Origin of the sequence: Arthrobacter sp. PGP41 (assembly GCF_002953935.1) — a bacterium.
Lineage (GTDB): Bacteria > Actinomycetota > Actinomycetes > Actinomycetales > Micrococcaceae > Arthrobacter.
The window spans coordinates 1,841,303-1,864,041 of record NZ_CP026514.1 but is presented as its reverse complement, the minus strand read 5'-3'; the positions used below and the strand labels follow the sequence as shown (position 1 = coordinate 1,864,041).

General features: G+C 62.3%; 24 protein-coding genes and 1 pseudogene. 17 read left to right on the top strand and 8 right to left on the bottom strand.

The window, feature by feature from the left end:
• Nucleotides 1–170: 170 nt before the first annotated feature.
• The gene (locus tag C3B78_RS08440) at nt 171–518 is read right to left on the bottom strand and encodes an ArsR/SmtB family transcription factor (protein WP_104997666.1); all 348 of its coding nucleotides are present in this window, start codon (nt 516–518) and stop codon (nt 171–173) included.
• 80 nt (nt 519–598) lie between these two features.
• On the opposite strand from C3B78_RS08440, the gene C3B78_RS08435 reads away from it, so the two are divergent.
• Both C3B78_RS08435 and C3B78_RS08430 read left to right on the top strand, forming a co-directional pair.
• Nucleotides 599–1,384 carry an NADPH-dependent F420 reductase gene (locus C3B78_RS08435; protein ID WP_267895223.1) on the top strand — a complete coding sequence of 262 codons (786 nt, stop codon included), beginning with the start codon at nt 599–601 and terminating at the stop codon, nt 1,382–1,384.
• Nucleotides 1,385–1,641: 257 nt separating this feature from the next.
• A complete protein-coding gene (locus C3B78_RS08430; RefSeq protein ID WP_104997664.1) occupies nt 1,642–2,403 on the top strand; it encodes an SDR family NAD(P)-dependent oxidoreductase in 762 nt (253 codons plus the stop codon).
• Here the strand turns inward: C3B78_RS08430 and C3B78_RS08425 are convergent.
• Both C3B78_RS08425 and C3B78_RS08420 read right to left on the bottom strand, forming a co-directional pair.
• Complete coding sequence (locus tag C3B78_RS08425; protein ID WP_199775364.1) at nt 2,305–2,898, bottom strand: hypothetical protein; 594 nt, start codon at nt 2,896–2,898, stop codon at nt 2,305–2,307. The genes C3B78_RS08430 and C3B78_RS08425 overlap by 99 nt on opposite strands.
• A 216-nt stretch (nt 2,899–3,114) precedes the next feature.
• Complete coding sequence (locus C3B78_RS08420) at nt 3,115–3,738, bottom strand: TetR/AcrR family transcriptional regulator (protein WP_104997663.1); 624 nt, start codon at nt 3,736–3,738, stop codon at nt 3,115–3,117.
• Between the two features lie 191 nt (nt 3,739–3,929).
• Between C3B78_RS08420 and C3B78_RS08415 the strand changes: the two genes are divergently transcribed.
• The 4 genes from C3B78_RS08415 (at nt 3,930) to C3B78_RS08400 (ending at nt 8,690) form a co-directional block, all read left to right on the top strand.
• Nucleotides 3,930–5,408 carry an MDR family MFS transporter gene (locus C3B78_RS08415; RefSeq protein ID WP_104997662.1) on the top strand — a complete coding sequence of 493 codons (1,479 nt, stop codon included), beginning with the start codon at nt 3,930–3,932 and terminating at the stop codon, nt 5,406–5,408.
• Nucleotides 5,409–5,487: 79 nt separating this feature from the next.
• Nucleotides 5,488–5,952, top strand: coding sequence for a flavin reductase family protein (locus C3B78_RS08410; RefSeq protein ID WP_104997661.1), 465 nt, complete (start codon nt 5,488–5,490; stop codon nt 5,950–5,952).
• A gap of 3 nt (nt 5,953–5,955) precedes the next feature.
• Nucleotides 5,956–7,284 carry an NtaA/DmoA family FMN-dependent monooxygenase gene (locus C3B78_RS08405; RefSeq protein WP_104997660.1) on the top strand — a complete coding sequence of 443 codons (1,329 nt, stop codon included), beginning with the start codon at nt 5,956–5,958 and terminating at the stop codon, nt 7,282–7,284.
• 83 nt (nt 7,285–7,367) lie between these two features.
• A complete protein-coding gene (locus tag C3B78_RS08400; protein WP_104997659.1) occupies nt 7,368–8,690 on the top strand; it encodes an NtaA/DmoA family FMN-dependent monooxygenase in 1,323 nt (440 codons plus the stop codon).
• Nucleotides 8,691–9,723: 1,033 nt separating this feature from the next.
• Here the strand turns inward: C3B78_RS08400 and C3B78_RS08395 are convergent.
• Nucleotides 9,724–10,425, bottom strand: coding sequence for a GntR family transcriptional regulator (locus C3B78_RS08395; RefSeq protein WP_104997658.1), 702 nt, complete (start codon nt 10,423–10,425; stop codon nt 9,724–9,726).
• A 221-nt stretch (nt 10,426–10,646) separates the two neighbouring features.
• On the opposite strand from C3B78_RS08395, the gene C3B78_RS08390 reads away from it, so the two are divergent.
• The 6 genes from C3B78_RS08390 to C3B78_RS08365 all read left to right on the top strand — a co-directional run bounded on the left by C3B78_RS08390 (nt 10,647) and on the right by C3B78_RS08365 (nt 16,703).
• The gene (locus C3B78_RS08390; protein WP_104997657.1) at nt 10,647–11,813 is read left to right on the top strand and encodes a mandelate racemase/muconate lactonizing enzyme family protein; all 1,167 of its coding nucleotides are present in this window, start codon (nt 10,647–10,649) and stop codon (nt 11,811–11,813) included.
• A gap of 92 nt (nt 11,814–11,905) precedes the next feature.
• Nucleotides 11,906–13,282 (top strand): cation:dicarboxylate symporter family transporter, encoded by a 1,377-nt coding sequence (locus C3B78_RS08385; RefSeq protein ID WP_199775363.1) that lies wholly within the window; start codon nt 11,906–11,908, stop codon nt 13,280–13,282.
• A 115-nt stretch (nt 13,283–13,397) separates the two neighbouring features.
• The gene (locus C3B78_RS08380; protein ID WP_104997656.1) at nt 13,398–14,345 is read left to right on the top strand and encodes a phosphoglycerate dehydrogenase; all 948 of its coding nucleotides are present in this window, start codon (nt 13,398–13,400) and stop codon (nt 14,343–14,345) included.
• Between the two features lie 36 nt (nt 14,346–14,381).
• Entirely contained in the window at nt 14,382–15,461 is a 1,080-nt protein-coding gene (locus C3B78_RS08375) for a tartrate dehydrogenase (protein ID WP_104997655.1), read from the top strand.
• Nucleotides 15,458–15,769 (top strand): hypothetical protein, encoded by a 312-nt coding sequence (locus C3B78_RS08370; RefSeq protein WP_234005554.1) that lies wholly within the window; start codon nt 15,458–15,460, stop codon nt 15,767–15,769. The genes C3B78_RS08375 and C3B78_RS08370 overlap by 4 nt, the downstream gene beginning before the upstream one ends.
• A gap of 16 nt (nt 15,770–15,785) precedes the next feature.
• Entirely contained in the window at nt 15,786–16,703 is a 918-nt protein-coding gene (locus C3B78_RS08365) for an HpcH/HpaI aldolase/citrate lyase family protein (protein WP_234005553.1), read from the top strand.
• Between the two features lie 671 nt (nt 16,704–17,374).
• Here C3B78_RS08365 and C3B78_RS08360 read toward each other — a convergent pair.
• Entirely contained in the window at nt 17,375–17,614 is a 240-nt protein-coding gene (locus C3B78_RS08360) for an ATP-binding cassette domain-containing protein (RefSeq protein WP_199775362.1), read from the bottom strand.
• Between C3B78_RS08360 and C3B78_RS08355 the strand changes: the two genes are divergently transcribed.
• The 5 genes and pseudogenes from C3B78_RS08355 (at nt 17,579) to C3B78_RS08335 (ending at nt 20,236) form a co-directional block, all read left to right on the top strand.
• Entirely contained in the window at nt 17,579–18,334 is a 756-nt protein-coding gene (locus tag C3B78_RS08355; protein WP_104997653.1) for an ABC transporter permease, read from the top strand. The two genes, C3B78_RS08360 and C3B78_RS08355, sit on opposite strands and share 36 nt — an antisense overlap.
• Nucleotides 18,335–18,393: 59 nt before the next feature.
• Entirely contained in the window at nt 18,394–18,732 is a 339-nt protein-coding gene (locus tag C3B78_RS20370) for an alcohol dehydrogenase catalytic domain-containing protein (protein WP_104997652.1), read from the top strand.
• 463 nt (nt 18,733–19,195) lie between these two features.
• A pseudogene (locus tag C3B78_RS20220) lies at nt 19,196–19,318 on the top strand (zinc-binding dehydrogenase); the annotation flags it as partial.
• 130 nt (nt 19,319–19,448) lie between these two features.
• Nucleotides 19,449–19,661: a dodecin gene (locus C3B78_RS08340; RefSeq protein WP_104997651.1), complete on the top strand. Its 213-nt coding sequence runs from the start codon at nt 19,449–19,451 to the stop codon at nt 19,659–19,661.
• Nucleotides 19,662–19,828: 167 nt separating this feature from the next.
• Nucleotides 19,829–20,236, top strand: a complete 408-nt coding sequence (locus C3B78_RS08335) for a nuclear transport factor 2 family protein (RefSeq protein ID WP_104997650.1) — start codon at nt 19,829–19,831, stop codon at nt 20,234–20,236.
• A gap of 223 nt (nt 20,237–20,459) precedes the next feature.
• On the opposite strand, the gene C3B78_RS08330 is transcribed toward C3B78_RS08335, so the two are convergent.
• The 3 genes from C3B78_RS08330 to C3B78_RS20365 all read right to left on the bottom strand — a co-directional run bounded on the left by C3B78_RS08330 (nt 20,460) and on the right by C3B78_RS20365 (nt 22,715).
• A complete protein-coding gene (locus C3B78_RS08330; protein WP_158677212.1) occupies nt 20,460–20,753 on the bottom strand; it encodes a Dabb family protein in 294 nt (97 codons plus the stop codon).
• Between the two features lie 340 nt (nt 20,754–21,093).
• On the bottom strand, nt 21,094–22,425 hold the full coding sequence (locus C3B78_RS08325) for an NtaA/DmoA family FMN-dependent monooxygenase (protein ID WP_234005552.1): 1,332 nt from the start codon (nt 22,423–22,425) through the stop codon (nt 21,094–21,096).
• On the bottom strand, nt 22,422–22,715 hold the full coding sequence (locus C3B78_RS20365; RefSeq protein ID WP_158677211.1) for a flavin reductase family protein: 294 nt from the start codon (nt 22,713–22,715) through the stop codon (nt 22,422–22,424). The genes C3B78_RS08325 and C3B78_RS20365 overlap by 4 nt, the downstream gene beginning before the upstream one ends.
• Between the last annotated feature and the right edge of the window lie 24 nt (nt 22,716–22,739).

The window sequence follows — 22,739 nt, the reverse complement described above, 5'->3', positions numbered from 1 at the left end:
GCCGTCGAAAAGCGGTTGATTTCCAAGTCGCTCCAGAGCGGAAGCCAGCCGCCACCCACCATCCGCAGCCCCACTCGCTTTTCCGTTAGGACTGCGGGCGCGCCCTGCAGCCCCGCAGAAGAGGCAGGGACACGTGCGCAACAGCGCATGGAGCCTTCCGGGTGCGATTCTTAGTGACTCGAAGGTGAATCGGTCTTGGAACTCGCGTCCGCGGCGATTACCAAGTCCAACAGGCCAGGGAAGCGTCGGTCGAGCTCCTCTCTGCGGAGCCAGTTCCTGTGCCGATTGCCCTGGGCTTCTTGCTTGATGACGCCCGCCTCTCGAAGAACGCGCCAGTGCCGGGTCAGTGCCGATTTCGAAACGCCGAAGTCCGACCTGCTGCACGCCTCTCCAGGCGCCGCGGCAACCATTTCCACGATCGCGCGGCGGGTGGGGTCGACGAGCGCAGACATCACCGCGAACAGGTCCAGGTCTTGTTCATCCGGCATGGTCAACGGGTTTGCTAAACGACTTGCCACAGCATCATTCCTCCCTGTAACCGACATCATGTACACATATCCACGTACATCGTGTTACGCTTTTTTATGTACATGACTTAGTGTACATCCCCTGGTGCTCTCCATGGGATCCTGCGACAAAGGAAAACCAGATGAAGATTACTGTTATCGGCGCCGGAGCTATCGGCGGGAACCTTGCACGCCGACTGAGCGAGGCCGGCCACGATGTGAACGTGGCCGATGCTCGTGGACCCGAGGCTATTGCCACCGAGGTCGTCGCCGCGGGCGCACATGCCGTAGAACTCGATGGTGCAGTGGAGGACCGTGACGTGGTCATCCTGTCGGTTCCGTTTTCCGTCCAGCCCAAGCTCACCGATCTGCTCACCAAGGCACCCGCGGACGCGATCATCGTTGACACCTCGAACTACTACCCATCCATGGTCGGGCCGGTAGCAGCCGTCGACGCCGGTCAGGTCGAAAGCGCATGGAGCCAGGAACAGCTCGGGCGCCCCGTGGTTAAGACATGGAATGCAGCACTGGCCGGTACCCAGCAGACCAAGGGACTCCCCGCAGGATCTCCTGGCCGAATTGCAATCCCTGTCGCTGCGGACTCCGCCGAGGCTCGTGCGACGGTCATGGGCCTCGTTGACGACACCGGCTTTGACCCCTTCGACGCCGGCGTAATTGCCGACTCGTGGCGTCAGCAGCCCGGCACCCCGGCCTACTGCACCGAGCTGGGCCTGGAAGACCTCGCCAAGGCTATTGCCGCGGCTGAGAAAGACAAGGCGCCCGTGACGCGTGACCAGCTGGGCGAGCGCTTCGCTTCACTCGAGGCAATGCCCTCGTTAGACGAGACGGTCGCCATCAACCGTTCGGCACACGAGTGAATCTCGAGAGCCTGAATAGGCAGGGGGCGCTGCGGCTGGCCGGGTCATAAGCCCTCACACGATCCCGGGACGATCCTTCGTCCGATCACTTCGACGTCGCGCCACATTCCTGGCCGGCGATCCGAATGCCGCGCTCATCTCCTGGCTGGAACCCGGCCCGGACGCGTCCGAGTGCGACCCCGCCGACAAACGAGCGGCCACATAGCCGCATGGCTCGTCATCGGCGAGACCATATTGAGAGAACAGAGAAACATCACATGTCACGCTTAAAAGGCAAGGTTGCCATCATCACCGGAGCTGCCAGCGGTATCGGTCTTGCCACCGCTCAGCTCTTCGCAGCCGAGGGGGCCAAGGTCGTCGCGACCGACATCTCCGAGGATGCACTCGCCCGTGCGGTTGAGGAAATTGCCGCCACGGGAGCGGAGGTGCTCACACATACGCTCGACGTCAGTTCTCCCGAGTCCTGGAAGAGCGTGGTCGCGGACGTCACTGCTGCGTGGGGGACCATCGACATCCTGGTCAATAACGCCGGCATCGCCCTCGCCAAGGGTCTTCTCGAGACTGAACTCGACGAGTGGAACAAGGTACTCGCGATCAACACCACCGGCACCTGGCTGGGAATGAAGAACGTCATTCCCAGCATGCAGACCGCCGGGCGCGGAGCCATCGTGAACGTGTCGTCGCTGGGTGGAATCATCTCAGGGGCGGCCGATGGCGCCAGCGCCGCCTACTCGGCTTCAAAGGGTGCGGTGCGATCCCTGACCAAGCACGCGGCAAACTATTTCGCCGGTGACAGTATCCGGGTGAACTCCGTCCACCCGGGGCCCATCTACACAAACCTCATCAAGAACTATGGCGTCACCAAAGAACAGGCTGCGGATGCCGCCAACTCAATTCTGCCGCCGCACATCGGCGAGGCATCAGACGTCGCTTACGGCATCCTGTATCTCGCGTCCGACGAGGCCGGATTCGTCACCGGTGAGGAACTGATCATCGACGGCGGCTACGCCGCCCACTAGACCTGAACCCCGGGAGAGTCCCGCGTCGGGGCGCTCTTCCGGGGTGCCAGAGGTGTTTTCCTGGCCTGTTGAGTAGGTCGCGGTCAGAACTGTCGCGCGGCGACGTCGGGGCGGTGTGAAGCGGCGAGTAGCTCCCCGAGGCGTTCTGCGGAGACAGGCGCTCCGGGGTTCCCCGAGGTAGTCCCGCTTCATGCCTTCCAGGTCGGCGGCGTAGATCGGGGTGTAGGCACCGGAGTCCGGTTCGAAGCGCCATGACTCAGCTAGCGTTCCGGCGTCGATGGTGTCGAAGCCGAGGGCGTCCACGATCGCCGCGATCCGCGTCTTGGCCTCGTCGTTGTCACCGGCGATTGCCAGCGCGGTCCGGGGAGTGGAGTGCGCGAGGTTCGGGATGTAGTGGAAGAGGATGTTGTTGAAGGGGTAGTAGTTCCCGGTCGAGAGGATCGTCTTCCCGGCGAAGGCCTCCACAGGCAGGTTCGGGTAGGCGGCCAGCGGCACGGCCAGGACCGGGATGTCGCCGAACTCAACTGCGGCGCGGACGTCGCCGGCCTACGCCCGAGGGCCGAGCTCTTCGATCAGGCCGGCAAGTGTCTCCGGTCCTCGCGAGTTTGCGATGAGGACCTCGTAGCCGGCCCTTACGGCCAGTCGTGATTCCGATTCGGTTCATGGTGTTCTCCCTTAATGTTGTCGATCCGTCCCATATGATGTGACGTTCTAGTCGGCGGTTGTCGCTGACACCCCGCGTGTGTAGGACGAGTTCAGTTCCCACCCGTTTCTGGTGATACCGGCCAGGGCCGCGGCGGATGTGCCATCGGCCAAAGCCGCTCCGCGGACCCAGCTCGTGGCCAGTGCGACCAAGAAGAGATCCCGTGCCCGAATCTCCTTCCGGGCACTTCCATCTCGTTGTGCGGCGTGCAAGAACTCCTCGGTTGTTGTGATGAATCCTTCGCATGTAACTGCGAGCGGGGATGTGCTGGTGGCCGCCGCAGCGCGGAGGGGGTCGGGCAGCCCGTCGAACGCGCCTGCCCACTCGGTTAGCGCTTCGAGCCAGCCGTCGAGTGCGTCGGCCGCGTTAGCCGCCTTGGTGCGGAGCTCGTCTCTGCGGGACATCAACGCCTCATCGCGCGCGGCGAGCAAGGCCGCGAGCAGAGCTTCCCGGTTGGGAAAATGCCGGTACAGGGTTCCCGCGCCGACGCCTGCTTGTTTCGCGATCGCGTCGAGCGAGCCGCCCACTCCGTGCTTAGAGAAGTACTGCTCGGCGGCGTCGAGGATGTGATCTCGATTGCGTCGGGCATCCGCCCGCGGGGCGCGGGCGCTGCTCGTGGCGGTCCTGGACATAACGGTTGCCTCACTTTTGACAAAACGGAGAGTGTCTCCGTATAGTCGTTCACCTAATGGGAGACGCTCTCCACTATAGAGCACGCTGCTGGTCGCCGATGGTGTGTCACCACAGGTCTGACTCGTCGATCCAGCGTGATGACCGGGTGTCGTCGCCTCCAAATCAACCTCTCAATGAACGGAACGTAGCTATGTCAGGCACCTCCACCGCATCGCTTCCTCATGTGGCGCATACTCATCCGCAGGAGGTCGACGGGCGCAATCGGCTCGCGATCGGTGTGCTGCTCGCCTCAACGTTTGTCGTCATCCTGAACGAAACGATCATGAGCGTCGCACTTCCTCACCTCATGGACGATTTCGACATCGAGGCAAGCGCGGCGCAGTGGCTCACCACCGCCTTCCTCCTCAGCATGGCGGTCGTGATTCCGATCACCGGCTTCCTGCTGCAGCGCGTCAGTACCCGTGCGATCTTCAGCAGCGCCATGTCGTTGTTCAGTATCGGCACACTCATCGCGGCCATCGCGCCCGGCTTTGAGATCCTGGTCGGCGCACGCGTCGTGCAGGCCTTGGGTACAGCGATCATGATCCCCCTGCTTTTCACCACCATGTTCACCCTCGTCCCCGCAGAGCGACGCGGACGCGTGATGGGCAACGTCTCGATCGTGATCTCTGTCGCCCCCGCGGTCGGCCCGACCGTGTCGGGCCTCATCCTGAGCGCGCTGAGCTGGCGCTGGATGTTCATCATCGTGCTGCCGGTCGCCGTACTTGCTCTCGTGGTCGGGGTCCTGCGCATACCCAACGTCAGCGAGCCGCGCAAGACCCCGCTCGATTACGTGTCGGTCGTTCTTTCGGCCATCGGCTTCGGCGGGCTCGTTTTTGGCCTCAGTCACATCGGCGAGACCGAGGCAGGAATCTCCAGCCCGACCAGCTGGGCGCCCCTCGCCCTTGGCGCAGCAGGCATCGCGCTTTTCATCCTGCGCCAGTTGCAGCTGCAACGCACAGACCGCGCACTGCTTGACCTGCGCACCTTCACGAGCTCGGGCTTCACGCTCGCGATGGCCGTGATCGCGATCTACACGACCACACTGTTTGGCACTCTCACCCTGCTGCCGATATACACGCAGATCGTGCTCGAACTCGATGCCCTGACCACCGGCTTGCTGATGCTGCCCGGCGGACTTGTGATGGGGTTCCTCGCGCCGTTCGTCGGGCGCATCTATGACAAAGTCGGACCGACCGTACTCGTTGTTCCGGGCTCGATCATCGTGAGCGGTGCGTTGTGGTTCATGACGACGCTGGGCGCTGGTTCGAGCATCGTCACGGTCCTCGTCGCCCACATCGTGCTGAGTATCGGCCTGGCCCTCGCATTCACCCCGTTGTTCACCTCGGGGCTCGCATCGCTCAGCCCGCAGTTCTACTCCCACGGCAGCGCCACGGTCAGCACCGTACAGCAGCTCGCCGGCGCGGTCGGCATCGCGGTGTTTTTCACGGTGATGACTGCGACATCGACACCGCGAATCGAAGAAGGGGCCAGCGTCATGGCGGCCACGGCCGACGGCATCCACGCCGCGTTCGTCTGTGGAGCGGTCCTCTCGCTTATCGCAATCCCGCTCGCATTCTTCATCCGCAAGCCCGCCTCCAGCGGTCCCCAGGTGCCCGTTGGGCACTGAGCATCACCCCGCCTGCTCCGAAACCCTCGATCATCCGATAGGGAAGATATCGACATTGCAAACCTCGTCAGCCGCTACCATGCGTCACTCCTTCGCCGCCTACCCCACCGGAATGGCACTTATAGCCGCCGAGGTCAACAGCCAGAACGAGGCGATGCTCGCGAACTCCTTCACCAGCCTTTCTCTGGACCCGCCACTCGTCTCCATGGCCTTTACCCATACCTCGACCACCTGGCCCCGGCTTCGCCAAGCGAAAGAGTTGGGTATCACGATTCTGGGAGAGTCTCACCTCGCACTCGTGTCTCAGCTTCGCCTGTCCGGCCCCGCCCGGCTCGACGGCATCACTCTAGATCACGCCACCGCCCAGGCACGCACCCTGCCGCAGGCGGCAGCCACCTTCGTCGTTCGGCCCCACCAGCACGTGCCGGCTGGTGACCACGAGCTCGTTCTCTTCGAAGTCATAGACCACCAGCGCTACGACGACATGAGCCCCTTGACCTTTTACAACCGTCAGGTCGCTACGATCCAGTGCGAGAGAGAGTAGACGATGTCCCGTAAGAAGATGCATCTGGCCGCAGCAAGTGCCACTCCCTACGGCGCCAGCCCTTACGCGTGGTTGGAACCCGGGGTCGATCCCCACGACTACGACAACATCCACGTCCTGGTGCGCGCCGCTCAGGCCGCCGAACGTGGCATGTTCGATTTCCTTTTCCTCGGCGACTTCCTCGCGCAGACCCAGCGCAGTGAGGCGCACGCGCCGAACCAGACCCTCGAGCCGACCATCGTGGCTACCGCCATCGCCCTGGCTACCGAGCGGATCGGTCTCGTCACCACTGTCAGCGCCACCTTCCAGGAGCCCTACAACATCGCCCGCGTGCTCAAGTCCCTCGACGTCGTTTCCGGCGGGCGCATGGGCTGGAACGCCGTGACCACCTCGTCACCTCAGGCCGCCGCGAATTTCGGGCGCGCGATCGAGGACCGTGACACTCGCTATGCCCGCGCAGACGAGGTCGTTCAGATCGTCCAGGCGCTCTGGGGGAGCTGGGAAGAGGATGCCTGGATCGGCGACCAGCAGTCCCGGAGGATCACCGACCTGTCCAAAATCTCGCCCGTGAACCTCAGAGGAACTTACGTCTCCTCCCGCGGCCCACTGGAGATCCCGCCCTCCAAGCAGGGCCAGCCGGTCATGGCCCACGCTGGCGCCAGCCCGCACAGCCTCGCCTTCGCCGGCCGCTACGCCGACGTCCTTATCAGTGAGGTCTTTACCATAGAGGAGGCCCGGCATCAGCGCTCAGCAGTGCGCCACGCCGCCGAATCTGCCGGTCGCAGCCCTGATGATGTCAAGTTCTTCGTCGGAGTGATGCCCACCATCGCGTCGACCCACGCGGAGGCTCTTGCTCGACGCGGAAAGCTGATCGAACCCGACATCGAGCAGCAGGTGCGCCATCTCGGCCAGCTCCTCGGCTTGCCGTTGGGGACAATCGACCTCGACGCCCCACTGCGCGCGGATCAGTTGGCCGTCGCACGGGCCAACCCCGGTGACCCGCGATCGCCTAGAGCGCTTGAGGTCGCCAAGGAAGGCTGGACCGTGCGTCAAGTACTCCACCACGCCGTCATCGACTACCACCCTTCCCCTATCGGTCCCCCCGAAGTCATCGCCGATCACCTGCAGGAATGGTTCGAAGCTGATGCCGCGGACGGCTTCTGGGTCATCCCCGGTGTTATTCCCGAGGGAATGGAGTCCTTCGTCGACGGAGTCATTCCGATCCTGCAGCAGCGCGGCCTGTTCCGCACCGAGTACGAAGGCGAGACCCTCCGCGAGAATCTCGGCATCGACCACCAGTACGGACTGCACCGTCGAACGCGGACTCCCTAACAACGGGTCCTCTTACACAGCCCACACTTAGAGCGCACTCGACAGCAACGACAGCTCAGATTTACACACGGAGAGAAAACATCATGACCAGACAGATGCTCATCGGCCTGCACTTGGGTAACGGGTACGGCAACCTGCCTGGCGCCTGGCGCGCCCCAGGAGTCGATCCCACAAGCTATACGAGCTTCGACGCGAAAGTTCGGCACGCCCAGGCCGCCGAGCGCGGAAAACTCCAATTCCTGTTCCTCCCCGACGGCCCCACCCACGTCGGCGACATCGCGAACGAGCCACCCAACTTCAACCTCGACGTCATGGTCACCTTGGCAGCGGTCGCCCGCGAAACTAGCCATATCGGCCTCGTCGCCACCGGCTCCACCACCTTCAACGAACCATTCAACCTCGCCCGACAGTTCAAAGCACTCGACGTCCTGAGTCACGGACGGACGGGATGGAACGCCGTCACGTCCAGCGGCGAAGACGTCGCCGCCAACTACGGCCAACATATTCCGTCCAGCCCGGAACGCTACGGAAGAGCACACGAGACCGTCCAACTCGTGCAGGCTCTCTGGGGCAGCTGGGGCCAGACCGCCTGGGTACACGACAAGGCCACGGGCCGTTTCGCCGACCCGGAGCAGGTCGCCCCGATCAACCTTGGTGGCGAACACGTCGCCTCCCGCGGGCCCCTGTACATTCCTCCGTCCGAACAGGGGCAACCCGTCATCTTCCACGCCGGAGGCAGTCGAAACGCCCACGAGTTCGCCGGACGCTGGGCAAACGCCGTCATCGGCGCGGCCTTCACGATCGACGATGCGCGTGCACAGCGCACCGCGTTCCGTGAAGCAGCCGAACGCGCCGGACGGAACCCGGACGAGATCAAGTTCTTCGCCGGCCTGATGACGACGATCACCCCCGATAAACGAGAAGGCCTCGATCGCCGCATCACGCTGAGCGCACGAACGTTCCCTCATCGCGCTGCGTATCTCGGGCGGATGCTCGGCCTGTACCTTGATCCCGCACACCTCGATGAACCACTCTCCCTTGCGCAGTTATCCGAAGCTCGACCATCACCGACCGACCCCCGCTCGATCCACGCACTGAAGATCGCGCGCGAAGGCTGGACCGTCCGCGACATACTCGCGCACGGCGTCATCGACTACCACCCCGTCATCGTCGGCCCGGCAGCCGAAGCCGCCGACCACATGCAGAGTTGGTTCGAATCCGACGCCGTCGACGGCTTCTGGGTATCCCCGGACATCTATAACAGCGGAGTCGATGCCTTCGTCGACAGCGTCGTGCCGATCCTCCAAGACCGAGGTCTGTTCCACCGGGACTATGACGGCGCCACCCTGCGCGATCATTTGAACTCCCCAGCCCAATATGGAGTCGACCCGCGCGTAACACGGTGATGCGGATGGCCGCCGACTTTACAATCGACGATTCTTTGATTGTGCCTCTTGGCCAACCGGATTGATTAGCCAAGTCGGAGATTAGGCGCTTGGACGAAGGAGCCGGGTGCATGCTGAACGATCAATTTACGACCAGCCGGGTGACAACCAGTGCTGCGAAAAAGGCCGCCACTTATCGCTGCGATTCACACATCTGGGGCCTCGGACGGGAAGTTCATCAGTTGAGGCACACCTATAGCTGACACACGGTCCCTTGCCTGGTCCTCAGAACAACTGGAATTGATCTACGTTTTAAAGAGAAGTCAGGTCCGCCCGCCCACAGCCGGGGACAATTCTCAAGGTTATCCACCGCTACTGCTGCCAGGGAGCTACCCCCACGGCTCCCAATTTCCAGCGGTGGATAACCTGAATTGACCCCAGCCCTGGACGGATCAGAATCCCCACCAGTTCCGGCCGGGTGATCGATGATCTTCGCACCGAAGACGAGGTTTACGCCCGCTGGTCCTACGAATCCAACCTCTGGCACTCCCAGCGCTTTCCACGCTCCCGTCGACGCTAGATCACGTTGGGCACGGCATCAGTGTTCCCGCCGTTCCTTGAAAAAGCCCATGTCTAACATTCGGGGACGCGTTTTCGCCTGGTGGTGACCCTGTCGAAACAAGTCACCACCAGGCCAACGTAAGGCTGCCGGAAGGAAGGTGCCTGCGCGTAAACGATGGGCAGGGCCAACCTTTGCTCCTCTGGGCTAACGACCGAGATTCAGCGCAGACGCGCCATCAACCGGGCCGATTCGGCTGATGAACAAGTAGTTCCGCCGAGATTGTCAACAGTGACTCGTGAGGTAGAGGCGGGCTAGTGGACCTCCACAGCTCCGGCTCGAAGCGCGCTCAGCACTCTTTTGGCAACCGTTCCACCAGACTCAATGGCACCGTCGATGTAGCCCAGTCTTCCGTGAGGTTTTACATCTCTGGCTGAATAGTCCGTGCGGTACAAGGGCAGTTAGAAGTAGCCTGTTCCTGAACATCGGCGAATATCAGGCAGTGTTCTCCAGGGTTACACCTTGGACGTTCTCGCGTTCCTCCAGGGCTCCGGTTACTGAGGCTGTGAGGCTGTTGGCGATGTGGGTCCGGGCGAGTTCGGCTGCGCCGGGGCCATCGCCGGAGGCGACAAGTTCAAGGATCTGGTGGTGCTGGTTAAGGTCGATGGTGCGGGGTTCATCGCCGGAGGGAAGTTCCAGGCCGAGGCGACGGTAGCGGTCGGACTTGTCCCACAGGTCATCGAGGAGCTTGATCATGCTGGTGTTGTGGGAGGCGGCGTAGACGGCCCGGTGGAAATCGCGGTGTGCTGTGATGGCGTCTTCGCCCCAGACCCGGGTGACCGGCAGGAGCTTCTCGGCTGCAATCCGCATGGCGACGATGTCGGCTTCGGTCCGGCGGTGTGCCGCCAGCTCGGTCGCTGACGGCTCCAGCGAGAGGCGGACTTCCAGCAGTTCGCGGGCCTCTGACGCACTCACGTCAGCCACGCGGGAGTCCCGGTGGGTGTCCATGATGATCAGGCCTTCGCTTGAGAGTCGGCGGATCGCTTCGCGCAGGGGTGTGATGCTCATCTGCATCTTGTCCGCCAGTTCGTACTGGGAAACGCGTGAGCCGGGGGCAAGGCCGCCAGAGAGGATCAGCTGGCGGAGTTCGCTGTACGCCAGACTGCCCTTACTGGAAAAAACGTTCGTGGTGCTCATCTGACGCTCCGAATCTCTTTCTGAACGGGGCAGCCTCGCTCCCCATGGAACATCTTATAAGAAATCCCTTGGAAAGACTTGTGCGCACCATCACTCCCCGCTAACCTTTATCGCAGGTCTTATAAGATATTCGTTCGACGGGCTGCCTGCCCCTAGCACCCCGGGTTGACCTCAATCCGGGTCTTATAAGAAATAAGACACTACTCAGGAGAGTTTCAAAGATGAAAATCGTTTCCGCTCACGTAGGCACCATCCCCATCAGTTCCTCGATCCGGAACGCCTTCATTGACTTCACCAAGATGGACTGCACGATCATCGCGCTTGTCTCTGATGTGTTCGTCGACGGAAAGCCTCTGGTGGGCTACGGGTTTAACTCCAATGGCCGCTACAACGCCACGGGCATCTTGAAGGACCGCATCCTTCCGCGGATCATGGATGCCCCGTCCGAGGACCTTCTGGATGAGGACGGCCAGCTTTCGCCGGAAAAGGCGTGGGACCTGATGATGTCCAACGAGAAGCCCGGCGGCCATGGTGAGCGCTCGGTCGCTGTTGGCGTGGCCGACATGGCCCTGCACGACCTGGCCGCGAAGATCGCCGGCGTCCCGCTGTACCGGTGGATCTCTGATCACTATGGTGACGGCAACCCGGACAAGGATGTCTTCGTCTACGCCGCCGGCGGTTACTACGCACCGGGCAAGTCCCTGGAGGACCTGCAGAACGAAATGCGCGGCTTCCTGGCCAAGGGCTACGACGTGGTCAAGATGAAGATCGGCGGCGCCGACCTGGCCGAAGACCTTCGCCGCATCGAAGCCGTGATCGAGGTTCTCGACGGCGACGGCTCCCGCCTGATGGTGGACGTCAACGGCAAGTTTGACCTGGAGACGGCGCTGGAATACGGCAAAGCCATCGACCAGTACGGGCTGTTCTGGTACGAGGAAGTCGGCGACCCGCTGGACTACGCCCTGAACGCCACTCTCTCCGAGCACTATAAAAACCCGATCGCAACCGGGGAGAACCTGTTCTCCCTCCAGGACGCCCGCAACCTGGTCCGCTACGGCGGGATGCGCCCGGACCGCGACTTCATCCAGGTCGACCCGGCCCTGAGCTACGGCCTGACTGAATACCGCCGGATCCAGGACATGCTCGCCCAGCACGGCTGGTCCTCACGCCGCTGCATCCCGCACGGCGGACACCAGTTCTCCCTACACATCGCCGCAGCCCTCAAGCTCGGCGGAAACGAGTCCTACCCGGGCGAGTTCCAGCCCACCGGCGGCTTCACCGACGACGCGGTCATCGTCAACAGCCGCGTGGCCCCGGGCGACCTGCCCGGCATCGGCCTTGAAGGCAAGGCAGAGTTCTACAAGGTCCTGCGCGAACTGCACAGCTAACCCTCTGGTAGTGCCCTGGTCCCGGGCAGTATCACTGCCCGGGACCGCACCTCTCCAATTTTCTCTGTCTGTCGTGCAAAGGAGCACCCAAGATGTCGTCCCACACCATGCAGAACCCGCAACATTCCACCCACCCGCCCAAGCAGCGATCCCGGTTCGGCCGGCTGATGCGCGAACTCTGGTTCCAAGTCGTCCTGGGTGCAGTCCTGGGCATCGCCGTCGGCTTCCTCCTCCCCGAAGTCGGCAAACAGCTCACCCCGCTCAGCGACTGGTTCATCGCCCTGGTGAAGATGATCGTCATTCCGGTGGTGTTCTGCGTTGTTTCCCTTGGCATCGCATCCATGGACAGCCTGCGCAAGGCCGGCCGCATCGGGGTGAAGGCACTGGGCTACTTCCTTGCCCTGTCGCTGCTGTCGATGCTCATCGGCCTGGTTGTTGCCAACGTCTTCCGTCCCGGCGATGGCATGAACATCGATCCGTCCCAGCTGGACTCCAGCAAGGTTCCCGCCAAGGCCAGCGAAGGCTTCAACGGCATCGAGTTCGTCAACAACATCATCCCCGAATCCCTGTTTGGCGCCTTGACCGGCCACACCATCATTGCCGCCCTGATGGTCTCCATCATCTTCGGTGCCGCAATGAATGTATCCGGTGAAGCCGGCGCCTTCCTGACCAAGGGCATCCAGGCTCTATCCACAGTCATCTTCAAGATCGTCAACTGGGTCATGCGCCTTGCCCCCATCGGCACCTTCGGCGCACTGGCCGCCGTAGTGGCCAACTACGGCACCCAAAGCCTGCAGCAACTCGGCTACCTCGTCCTGCTGTTCACCGGAACCTGCGTCCTCTACGTCCTGGTGATCCTGGGCATCATCGCCCGTACCTGCGGACTGAACATCTTCACCGTGATGCGGTACTTCAAGGCCGAACTGCTAATCGCACTGAGCACCTGCTCCAGCGAAGCGGTCCTTCCGCAGCTGATCAAGAAGCTCGAAGCCATGGGCGTCGGCAAATCCACCGTCGGCATCGTCATCCCGTCCGGGTTCTCCTTCAACCTCGACGGCTCCGCGGTCTACCTGACCATGGCCTCCGTATTCCTGGCCCAGGCCGTAGGCATGGACCTCTCCTGGGAACAGCAACTGGTCATGGTTGGCGTCATGATGCTCACCAGCAAGGGCACCGCTGGAATTGCAGGCGGCGCGTTCATCGTCCTGGCCAGCACCCTGAGCTCCGTCGGCGGCATCCCCCTGGCCGCCCTCGCCCTCATCGTCGGCATCGACCGGCTCCTGAACGAAGGACGGGTGTTCATCAACGTCCTCGGCAACGTGATGGCAGCAGTCGTCGTCGGTAAGTGGGAAAAGGACTACGACCCCGAACAGGCACGCCAGGCCCTGCACGCCGCCGGCCAGAAGAAGAAGGAAATCGAAGCAAAGACACCGACCGCTGTGGAAGCGGACAAGGTTGACGTCCACTAACACCGCAGCATGCAGGGCCGCCGCACACCGCGGCGGCCCTGCCCGTGTGAACCGTAAATCCACAGCCGCTGACGGCAGCGCCTCCGCACGAACCAAATTAGGAATCCACCTGCATATGGCCGCCCGTATCCTGATCACCACCGACTACCTCCACCCGGGAGATACCGTTGACCAGCTCCTGCGCGAACACGGCCTGGAACCGGTCTACGCACCCTCCCGGGGCCCACGGACCATTGAGGAACGCCGCTCGTTGTTCGACGGCATCTCCGGTGCGATCCTTGCCAGCGAACCGGTCACCGCCGACATGCTCACCGGCGCCGCATCCCTGAAAGTCATCGCACGCAGCGGCGTAGGGTATGACTCCATCGACATCCAGGCCGCTGCCGCACAAGGGATACGGGTCTGCAACGCCCCCGGAACCAACCACCACTCCGTCGCCGAACTCACCATCGGACTGATCATCATGACCGCACGCCGCCTCCTGGAGGTCACGACCGCGGTACGCCAAGAACACTGGCCCCGCGAAGCCGGCCATGAACTGCGCGGCTCCACCCTCGGCATCATCGGCTACGGCCCCAGCGGACGCGCCACCGCAAACCTCGGCATCGCCCTCGGCATGACCGTTATGGTCAGCACCATCCACCCCGACCTCGACAGCACTTCGGTCCAGTTCACCGACCTCGACACCGTCATTCGCGAGGCCGACTACCTCTCCCTGCACACCCGCGCAGGACAGTCCGCTGGCAAACTTATCGACGCGTCCCGGCTAAAGGCGATGAAACGCACCGCCGTTCTCATCAACACAGCCCGCGGCTCACTCGTGGACGAAGAAGCGCTGACCACCGCGCTTTACGACGGCACCATCGCCGGCGCCGCTCTGGACGTGCTCGAGAACGAACCCCTGCCCGTAGACAGCCCCCTCCGGCGCTTGGACAACATCCTCATCACGTCCCACCTTGCAGGACAAACGGCCGAGGCCCGGACCCGGGCTGGGCTGGCCGCCGCGCACGCCGTCATCGACGTCCTCGAAAACCGCGAACCGGCACACCCTGTCGACCGCTAACCCGAACCCCCGAATCAAAGCAACGAAGGATCCCTGATGTCGAAACCCCACCGCATCGCAGTCATTCCCGGCGACGGAATCGGCACCGAAGTCGTGCCCGAAGGGCTGCGCGTCCTCGACGCAGCAGCCTCAGCATTCGACCTCAACCTCACATACGAGCACTTCGACTACGCCTCCGCGGACTACTACACCCGGCACGGCAAAATGCTCCCCGACGGATGGTTCGACCAGTTAAACCAGTTCGACTCCATCTTCTTCGGCGCCGTCGGATGGCCCGACGTCGTTCCCGACCACATCTCGCTGTGGGGAAGCCTGCTGCAGTTCCGCCGTCACTTTGACCAGTACGTCAGTCTCCGCCCGGTCAAACTCCTGCCCGGCGTCCCCAGCCCCCTGGCCGGCCGCGCCCCGGGCGACGTCGACTTCTACGTCGTGCGCGAAAACACCGAAGGCGAATACTCCAGCATCGGCGGGAAAATCTTCGAAGGCACCGACCGCGAAACCGTGGTCCAGGAAACCGTCATGACCCGCACCGGCGTGGACCGCATCCTCAAATACGCCTTCGATCTCGCCCAGAGCCGACCCAAAAAGCACCTGACCTCCGCCACGAAGAGCAACGGCATCTCCATCACCATGCCCTACTGGGACGAACGCGTCCAGGACATGGCCAAGGACTTCAGTGACGTCAGCGTGGACAAGTACCATATCGACATCCTGGCCGCTAACTTCGTCATGCACCCCGACTGGTTCGACGTCGTCGTCGCCAGCAACCTCTTCGGAGATATCCTCTCTGACCTCGGACCAGCCTGCACCGGAACCATAGGCATCGTCCCCAGCGGCAACATCAACCCCGAACGCAAATTCCCCAGCCTCTTCGAGCCCGTCCACGGCTCCGCCCCGGACATCGCCGGCAAAGGCATCGCCAACCCCATCGGGCAAATCTGGTGCGCCGCCATGATGCTCGACCACCTCGGAGAACCCGAAGCCGCAGCCGCCATCACCACCGCCATGGAAACGGTACTCGCCCACGGGCACCAGGCACTCACACCGGACATGGGCGGCAACGCCACCACCGAAGAACTGGGCAAGGCAGTGGCATTAGCCCTGACCGCACCATGACCCCATCAACCGGAGTCAGCAAGCAGCACGCACCTGTCTTCGGAGAGCGGATCATGCTCCGCCAATACATCCATTGGAACCGGCTCATCGGAGCGAGGGTCCAGATCCGCCAAAAAGGCAGGATCATCCGCACCGGAACCATCGATGATGCCATGGCAGACTCCACAGCACTCTGGATTGCAGGAGACGCCGCACAACCACGCACCATGTACGAAGCCGCGCGCGGGATCGAGGTGTGGGCAGAACCGGAAGAAGCCGAAGACGGGCTCTGCTACCGCATGACATCCACCGCACCAGCACGTAACTGACCCAGCAGGGAGACCCATGACGCAGCCAATTTACATGTCCCAAAGCGCCGGAGATACTTCCTCCTCTTCCCCAGCACCGAGTGATGCGTTCCCGAACTTCACCCCCGAACGCCACATCCCGGCAGAGATCGCCCGGTCTTGGCTCCTTGTTAATGCCATGAAGACCGAGCTTTTTTACCAGTCGGCCGTGTCCCGCGCCGACTCGATCATCTTGGATATTGAAGATGCCGTGGACCCGTCGCAGAAGGACCAGGCCCGGGGCCACGTGGTGGACTGGCTTACCGCAGGCGGCAAGGCCTGGGTCCGGATCAACGATGCCACCCGCCCCTTCTGGGCGGACGACCTCGCTGGCCTGCGCGGCACCCCGGGCCTGCTCGGCGTCATGCTGGCCAAGACCGAGTCCGCTGACCAGGTCACCGAATCCTTCCACCGCATGGACGGCAACACCCCCGTTATCCCGCTGGTGGAATCGGCCGTCGGCATCGAGGAAGCCAACAACATTGCCAAGGCCCAGGGCGCTTTCCGCCTCGCCTTCGGCTCCGGTGACTTCCGCCGCGATACCGGCATGGCCGCCACCGCCGAAGCGATGGCCTACCCGCGCGCCAAGCTCGTTGTCGCCAGCCGGGCGGGCAACCTGCCGGGCCCCATCGACGGCCCAACCGTGGGCACCAACCACCCCATCCTGCGCGAGCAGACCGGCATCACTGTGATGATGGGCATGACCGGCAAGTTCTGCCTGGCCATCGACCAGACCCCCGTCGTCAACGAGGTCATCAGCCCCACACCGTCCGATGTCGCCTGGGCCACGGACTTCATGGCGGACTTCGAAGCCAACGGCCGTGTCATCCGCGACGGATCCGACCTGCCCCGCCTGGGCCGCGCCGAGAAAATCATGAAGCTCGCCGTCGCCTTCGGGGTGCAGCCAGCGCTCTAGCGCCTCCCCCACCCGGCCAGATGGCTGAGTGGGCGCACATGGCCAACAACACATGTCCGTGGCAGGTCCGCACACTGCCGTAATTGGCAACCAATATCAGGAAGAAGAAGAATGGCCTACGCAAACTACCGATACAAAGGTCACCACCGAAATCCCATCCGACCGCCGCCGCACCTTCGTCGCCCAGGAACTCGCTTCAATACTCGCCCCACATGCCTGCTCAGCCGTGCCCGAGCAGCGGCCCGGGTCGAACACGCGCTCCGCAATCACGCCAGCTACGGGACTGAATGGCTATAGAACCGGACAGCCGGAACGATACATTTCCACGCACACGGAAATGCCAGATCGAGTGACAGCCAAATGCCGCGGATCCAGCCAGAAGAACTGGCATTTTCCCACGTCGCCGCTGCCAGATTCATTGAAAACGGACACCTAAAAGCGGGCTGGTTTTGCCAAGCGAAAGGAACTGGGCGTTCTGCTCCGGCGGCAGCTTCTTTCGTTAAAGGCGAAACGGTCGTTGCAACTCCTGGAGATGCTGGTGTTGCAACGACCGCTGGAACGCCAAGGTGGTCAGGTCCCTCCGAGTTGAGGTGATGACACGATGCTACGGAAGTCCGGCACCTGGTGCGCTCACGGTGGCGACACGGATCTGACCGTAGCCTGGCTGCATCTCATTGGTCCTCAGGGATTAGACCGATTCCGAGTTTGCGCGCGGCCCGCACAGTCCGCGGCCAGGCAGGCTCTGCGCCCGCCAGGCGGATGGTTCCCCGTGCAGTGGGTTCCGCGCCGGCGATCGCCCTAAGTAACGTCGAACGGCCAGAACCTACCAAACCGGCGATGCCAAGTATTTCCCCGGGCCTCACGTCCAGGTCGATATTTTCAATGGCTCCCGGAACGGTGAGCCCAACCACTTCAAGAATCGGGGCAACGCCGGGCTCGATGCGGGACGGGCCATACTCATCACGCTGGCGATCGGATTCCTCCTCGGCCTGATCAACGCCCTCCTCATCACCAAAGCGAAAGTGAACGCGTTTATCGCAACTCTCGCCACCGCGTCTTTGTTCAGCGGCCTGACCTTGCTGTACACGAATTCCAAACCGGTTTCCATGGCAACGGGCGGCTACGATTTCCTTTCCGACGAGGACTTCCTCGGAGCCCCGCTCTCCGTCTGGCTTCTTGCGGTCCTCGTCGCGGCAGGATGGTTCGCACTTTCCAAGACCGTGTACGGCCGGGGAATCTACGCGATCGGCGGCAACAACGAAGCCGCACGGCTGGCCGGACTCCCCGTGACCTCACTCCGGGCAAGTACCTACGTGTTGACGGCTATGCTCGCCGCACTTGCGGGAATCGTCTTGGGGTCGGTCATCGGCGTCGGGCAGCCAGGCGTCGCCGTCGGAGTCACACTCAACTCGATCGCGATCGTTATCATCGGCGGAACTTCATTGCTCGGCGGAGAAGGCGCGATGTGGCGAACGCTCGTTGGCATCCTGATCTTTGGAACCATCAACAACGTCTTCGACATCCTCGCATTTCCACAAGCAACACAAGAGGTCGCCCTCGGCGTGATCGTACTCGCCGCCGTATCCCTCGACGCCTACACCCGGTCACGGAAACGCTCAGGAGAAGCCTGACCTGGGCCCACTGCCCCGGAAAAGGGGCTCTTCACCAATTTCTAGACACGGAGGAACAGATGAAAGCGGTCATGACACGAGAGTTTGGCGGACCCGAGGCACTCACACTCATGGAGGTCTCCAACCCAGTACCGGGTCCAGGCGAAGTATGTATCGAGGTGAAGGCCTGCACGGTCAACCCGACGGACACAATGCGGCGAGCGGGAGCACCGGCATGGCATCCCTTGCCTGCAGAGGGTCCATTCGCAATCGGCATGGAGGCTGCCGGAATCGTTCGTAAGATCGGGGCCGGTGTTGAGCTGGACGTGGGCGACTCGGTCATGGCGGTGGTGTTTCCCTCAGGCCGGCAGGGGCATAGGCCGAACGCATTGTCGTGCCGGCCGAACAAGTCGAGATGATCCCTGACAACATGGATTTCGCTCACGCAGCCACTCCCGATGAATGGTCTAAGTGCCTTGTTAGCATTGGACGCAGTCAATCTAAAGTTTGGCGACATCCTCGCGGTCATGGGGCTGCGGGTGCCCTCGGCGCGTACACGGTCGAGTTAGCCAAAGCGTACGGACTGGGCGTCATCGCTGACACTTCGCCACGTGACGAGGATCTTGTACGCCGGTTGGGGGCAGATTGAATTGTTCGTCGAGGGCCAAAAGTCGCCGTCGCCATTCGTAATCTCGTCGCCGAGGGGGTGCCTGCGCTTATCGACTGCTCTTTCCAATTAGACGAATTTCCGCCTGCGGTGTCTGATGCCGGCACAGTTGTCTTCGTGCGGCCTGTGGAACTCCAGCCGGAACCTGTTCGCAAGGACAGCCTGGATATATCAGAAGCGCTGAAAAGGACTGACCTGCTACCCAAGTTGCGCCGGCACGCCGAGCTGGGCCATTTGACTCCCGTGTAGGTGCTCAATTCCCCCTTTCCTCCGCAGAGACTGCACATAGGTTGTTGGAGCGAGGTGGGACAAGAGGACGTATCGTCCTCTTCCCCTAAGCCGAAACAGAACGGAACCGATACCAGAGACCAGTTGCATCTGGCATCGGGATGCAACCTTCTTAAAGTGCCGCTAGTCTTCAAGCACCGCCCGCATCCGGGAATCGCAAGGCAATCACGAGGAGCGAAGTTGTCCAACCACACGTACAGCATTTCTGAAATTGTCGGCACATCGGACCAGGGAGTCGACGACGCCGTCCGCAATGGAATCGCCAAGGCATCCCAGACCCTCCGCCACCTTGACTGGTTCGAGGTCAAGGAAATCCGGGGCCATCTGGAGGAGGGCAAAGTCGCTGACTGGCAGGTCACCGTTAAGCTCGGCTTCCGTCTCGAGGAACACTGATTTCCGCCCAAACTGCTTCGCAGTAAAGTCAAGCCGACATCCTTATTCATAATGAGAGCGCTACACTCATAATATGAGACCCTGCGATGCCTATCGCCACGGTCGGCGCCGGGCTGGTGGTTATCAGGGGATCCGCCTGTCCTTAGCTTTATGACGAAGGAGCCAACATGACATATGCCGACGACATGTGGGCGATTTACCGTCTCTGTTCCCGCTTCGGCTCGACCCGAGATCTGAATCAGCACGAAGAGTGGGTGTCGCTGTTCACCCAGGACGGAACTTTTGAGATTCCCCGCATCGGACCGCGTCGTGGGCACCACGACCTTCGTATCCTGAGCGTAGAGCTGCAGCTTCCCGACGGGGTCCAGGCCAAGCATTACGTCTCAAGCATTAACGTTGCGATCGACGGGGACGAAGCATCCGGAACGGCCTACTTCCAGTTCTTCAGAATCGTCGATGGCGTTCCTGTCCTCGCGGCGATCGGCACCTATGTCGATAGGTTTCGCCGAGTCGAAGGAGAATGGAAGTTTGCTTCGCGAGTTGTCAACTCGGAGACCGGCGCAAGCCCCACGTGAGTCTCAGGGCGCCTTCCGCACGATGCCGAGACATCTTCTAAGACGCCTGGGCATGCTGGAACAATAGCGACGAATAACGCTCGGTTCTCGACGGGAAGCATGTTCTCATTACCGGTACCGCGGGCTAGCCTGCCGGGTTAGAACCATTCTCCAAGCTGACACAGCGAGCAAACGAAGAGTAGCGCAGGGGCTACCGAACCATCGGTAGCCCCTGCGCTTTGTCTTACATCTCGAGGTCGAGAATGGCGATGTCGGTGGTCTTGCGGAACTCGAGGATGAACATGGCTACCTCCATGTGGGAGGGGTCCTGAGAGAACACTTCGAGTGCGGCGCGGTCCTCGAGTTCGGCGACGAGGCCGAAGTTGAAGTTGCCTTCAATGCCGATGTCAATGCCTGCCTTCAGTGAGTGCAGGCCAGGGATGACATCGACGAGTGCTTCGAGGCGATCGATGGCCTCCTGCACCCGCTCGGTCGGCGTGCCTTCGATGACTCGGAACAAAACGATGTGTCGGATCATGATGTTGTTCTCCGTTACTGGGCGGTGTAACCGCCGTCGATGATGATGTCGGTGCCGGTCACGAATCATGATTCGTGACCGGCGAGGAAGAGCACGCCATAAGCGATGTCAGCTTCGCCTCGACCTTGCCCTGTCCGCCGGAAGCTCCTGTGATGGCTGGCACGTTGTCCACGTCCCGCGCTTCCCGAAAGGGAACAGAATTGACAGCAAACCCACTTCATCCGGATTACGGTGTCCCGCACCCGGGCTGCTGGGCGGTACGCCGTTGCGTCGATGACCGCGTTGGCGTATCGGCAGGCCCCAGCTAACGGCGAACTTCATGCTGTTCCTTCGTTCTGGTTCACTGTCCGCTGCCCAAGCGAGGGTCGAGTCCGTACTGCTGGTGGGCTCCAAGGTTCTCGCGCAGGGTGGTACCTTCGTAGTCCAGGTGGTAGAGGCCACGTTCCTGCAGCAGGGGGACGACCTCGTCGACGAAGGTGTCGATCGCGTCTTCGTAGACGTCGAAGAGGAGCCAGAAGCCGTCGACGGCGTCGGCTTCGAACCACTCCTGCATGTGGTCAGCGGTCACTGATGCGGGACCGACCGGTGTCGGGTGGTAGTCGATGACGCCGTGAGCGAGCACGTCGCGGATGGTCCACCCCTCCCGGGCGATCTTCAGCGCGCGCGGAGAGCGGGGATCGAACGGGCTGGCGTGTGCGGCTGCCAGTTGGGCGGGGTTCAGCGGCTGGTCCAGCTGATCGACCTTCAGGTCCAGGCCCAGCATGGAACCCAGGTAAGAGACGCGGGCGGGGAAAGTTTGCTCGCCCAGCGCCAGCCTGCGGTCCAAGGCTGCCCGTTTGGTGGCGCCGATCGCAGGCATGACCCCAGCGAAGAACTTGACCTCATCGGGGTCGCGGCCGGCCCGGCGGGCGGCGTCGCGGATTGCTTCGCGCTGGGCGCGGGCGTCCTCGATGGTGAACACGGCTCCGATGACCCCGCTGGCGTAACGCCCGGCAAGCTCCAGCCCGTTTTGCCCGCCGCCGGCGGAGAAGATAACGGGCTGGCCCTGCTCGGAAGGCGGGATGGGCAGAGGGCCGCGTGAGGCGACATACTTTCCTTGGAGATCGACCGGCTGGATCTTGGCCGGATCGGCGAATCGAGCGTTCTCAGTGTCTTTGAGCCAGGCGTCTTCCTCCCAGCTGCCCCAAAGTGCATGCACAATCTGGATGGTCTCGTGAGCGCGCTGGTAACGCTCTGGGCGCGGAGCGATCTGACGGCCGAAGTTGGCCGCCGATCCAGGGTCGCTGGTGGTCACCGCGTTCCACCCCATTCGGCCGTGACTCATGACGTCCAACGCTTTGAACTGGCGGGCGATGTTGTAGGGCTCGTTGAAGGTCGTGGACGCAGTGGCCACTAAACCGATGCGACTGGTGCCACGGGCGACGGCTGCCGCTGTCATCAACGGATCGAGGGTCTGTTGCGGCGCCTCGTGATCCAAGTCCCCGGTTTGGACCAGGAAGTCAGGCAGAAACAGGAACGCGAACTTGCCCCGTTCAGCGGCCTGGGCGTACCGCACTTGCGCGTCGAAGTTGGCGTAATTGGAGGCGTCAACACCCGGTGCCCGCCATGCTCCGCCCTGCATTCCGTACCCGTTGCCCAGTTGCATGGCCAACAGCATTTGTCGACTAGTCACAATGACTCCTTTTCAGATCCTCGGCAAGCCTGCCGAGGATCATGGTTGTGGGGTGAAACGCTGCAGCTAGCGAAGAACGCCGTTCCTGCAGCAGGGTGGGCGCCACGATGGTGGTCCTTCCCAAATGGGTAAAAAAGCGGATCGGGAACAGAATTCTCGCTCGCTCCGAGTTCGGGGACTCGTCCGAGGATGATGAGGTGGTCGCCGAAATCATGTTCGGCCCAGATGCTGCAGTCGAGCGATGCGGAGACCACGCCAAGGACGGGGTTCTCACCCTTGACGGAGTCCACTGGACGTTGACCCCTCTGTCCCGT

What these genes read in the sequence shown, in the direction of transcription:
- C3B78_RS08415 (WP_104997662.1), top strand. Translation starts at nt 3,930, where the DNA reads ATGTCAGGCACCTCCACCGCATCGCTTCCTCATGTGGCGCATACTCAT.
- C3B78_RS08430 (WP_104997664.1), top strand. Translation starts at nt 1,642, where the DNA reads ATGTCACGCTTAAAAGGCAAGGTTGCCATCATCACCGGAGCTGCCAGC.
- C3B78_RS08380 (WP_104997656.1), top strand. Translation starts at nt 13,398, where the DNA reads ATGGCCGCCCGTATCCTGATCACCACCGACTACCTCCACCCGGGAGAT.
- C3B78_RS08365 (WP_234005553.1), top strand. Translation starts at nt 15,786, where the DNA reads ATGACGCAGCCAATTTACATGTCCCAAAGCGCCGGAGATACTTCCTCC.
- C3B78_RS08400 (WP_104997659.1), top strand. Translation starts at nt 7,368, where the DNA reads ATGACCAGACAGATGCTCATCGGCCTGCACTTGGGTAACGGGTACGGC.
- C3B78_RS08410 (WP_104997661.1), top strand. Translation starts at nt 5,488, where the DNA reads ATGCGTCACTCCTTCGCCGCCTACCCCACCGGAATGGCACTTATAGCC.
- C3B78_RS20370 (WP_104997652.1), top strand. Translation starts at nt 18,394, where the DNA reads ATGAAAGCGGTCATGACACGAGAGTTTGGCGGACCCGAGGCACTCACA.
- C3B78_RS08370 (WP_234005554.1), top strand. Translation starts at nt 15,458, where the DNA reads ATGACCCCATCAACCGGAGTCAGCAAGCAGCACGCACCTGTCTTCGGA.
- C3B78_RS08405 (WP_104997660.1), top strand. Translation starts at nt 5,956, where the DNA reads ATGTCCCGTAAGAAGATGCATCTGGCCGCAGCAAGTGCCACTCCCTAC.
- C3B78_RS08385 (WP_199775363.1), top strand. Translation starts at nt 11,906, where the DNA reads ATGTCGTCCCACACCATGCAGAACCCGCAACATTCCACCCACCCGCCC.
- C3B78_RS08330 (WP_158677212.1), bottom strand. Translation starts at nt 20,753, where the DNA reads ATGATCCGACACATCGTTTTGTTCCGAGTCATCGAAGGCACGCCGACC.
- C3B78_RS08335 (WP_104997650.1), top strand. Translation starts at nt 19,829, where the DNA reads ATGACATATGCCGACGACATGTGGGCGATTTACCGTCTCTGTTCCCGC.
- C3B78_RS08375 (WP_104997655.1), top strand. Translation starts at nt 14,382, where the DNA reads ATGTCGAAACCCCACCGCATCGCAGTCATTCCCGGCGACGGAATCGGC.
- C3B78_RS08420 (WP_104997663.1), bottom strand. Translation starts at nt 3,738, where the DNA reads ATGTCCAGGACCGCCACGAGCAGCGCCCGCGCCCCGCGGGCGGATGCC.
- C3B78_RS08390 (WP_104997657.1), top strand. Translation starts at nt 10,647, where the DNA reads ATGAAAATCGTTTCCGCTCACGTAGGCACCATCCCCATCAGTTCCTCG.
- C3B78_RS08395 (WP_104997658.1), bottom strand. Translation starts at nt 10,425, where the DNA reads ATGAGCACCACGAACGTTTTTTCCAGTAAGGGCAGTCTGGCGTACAGC.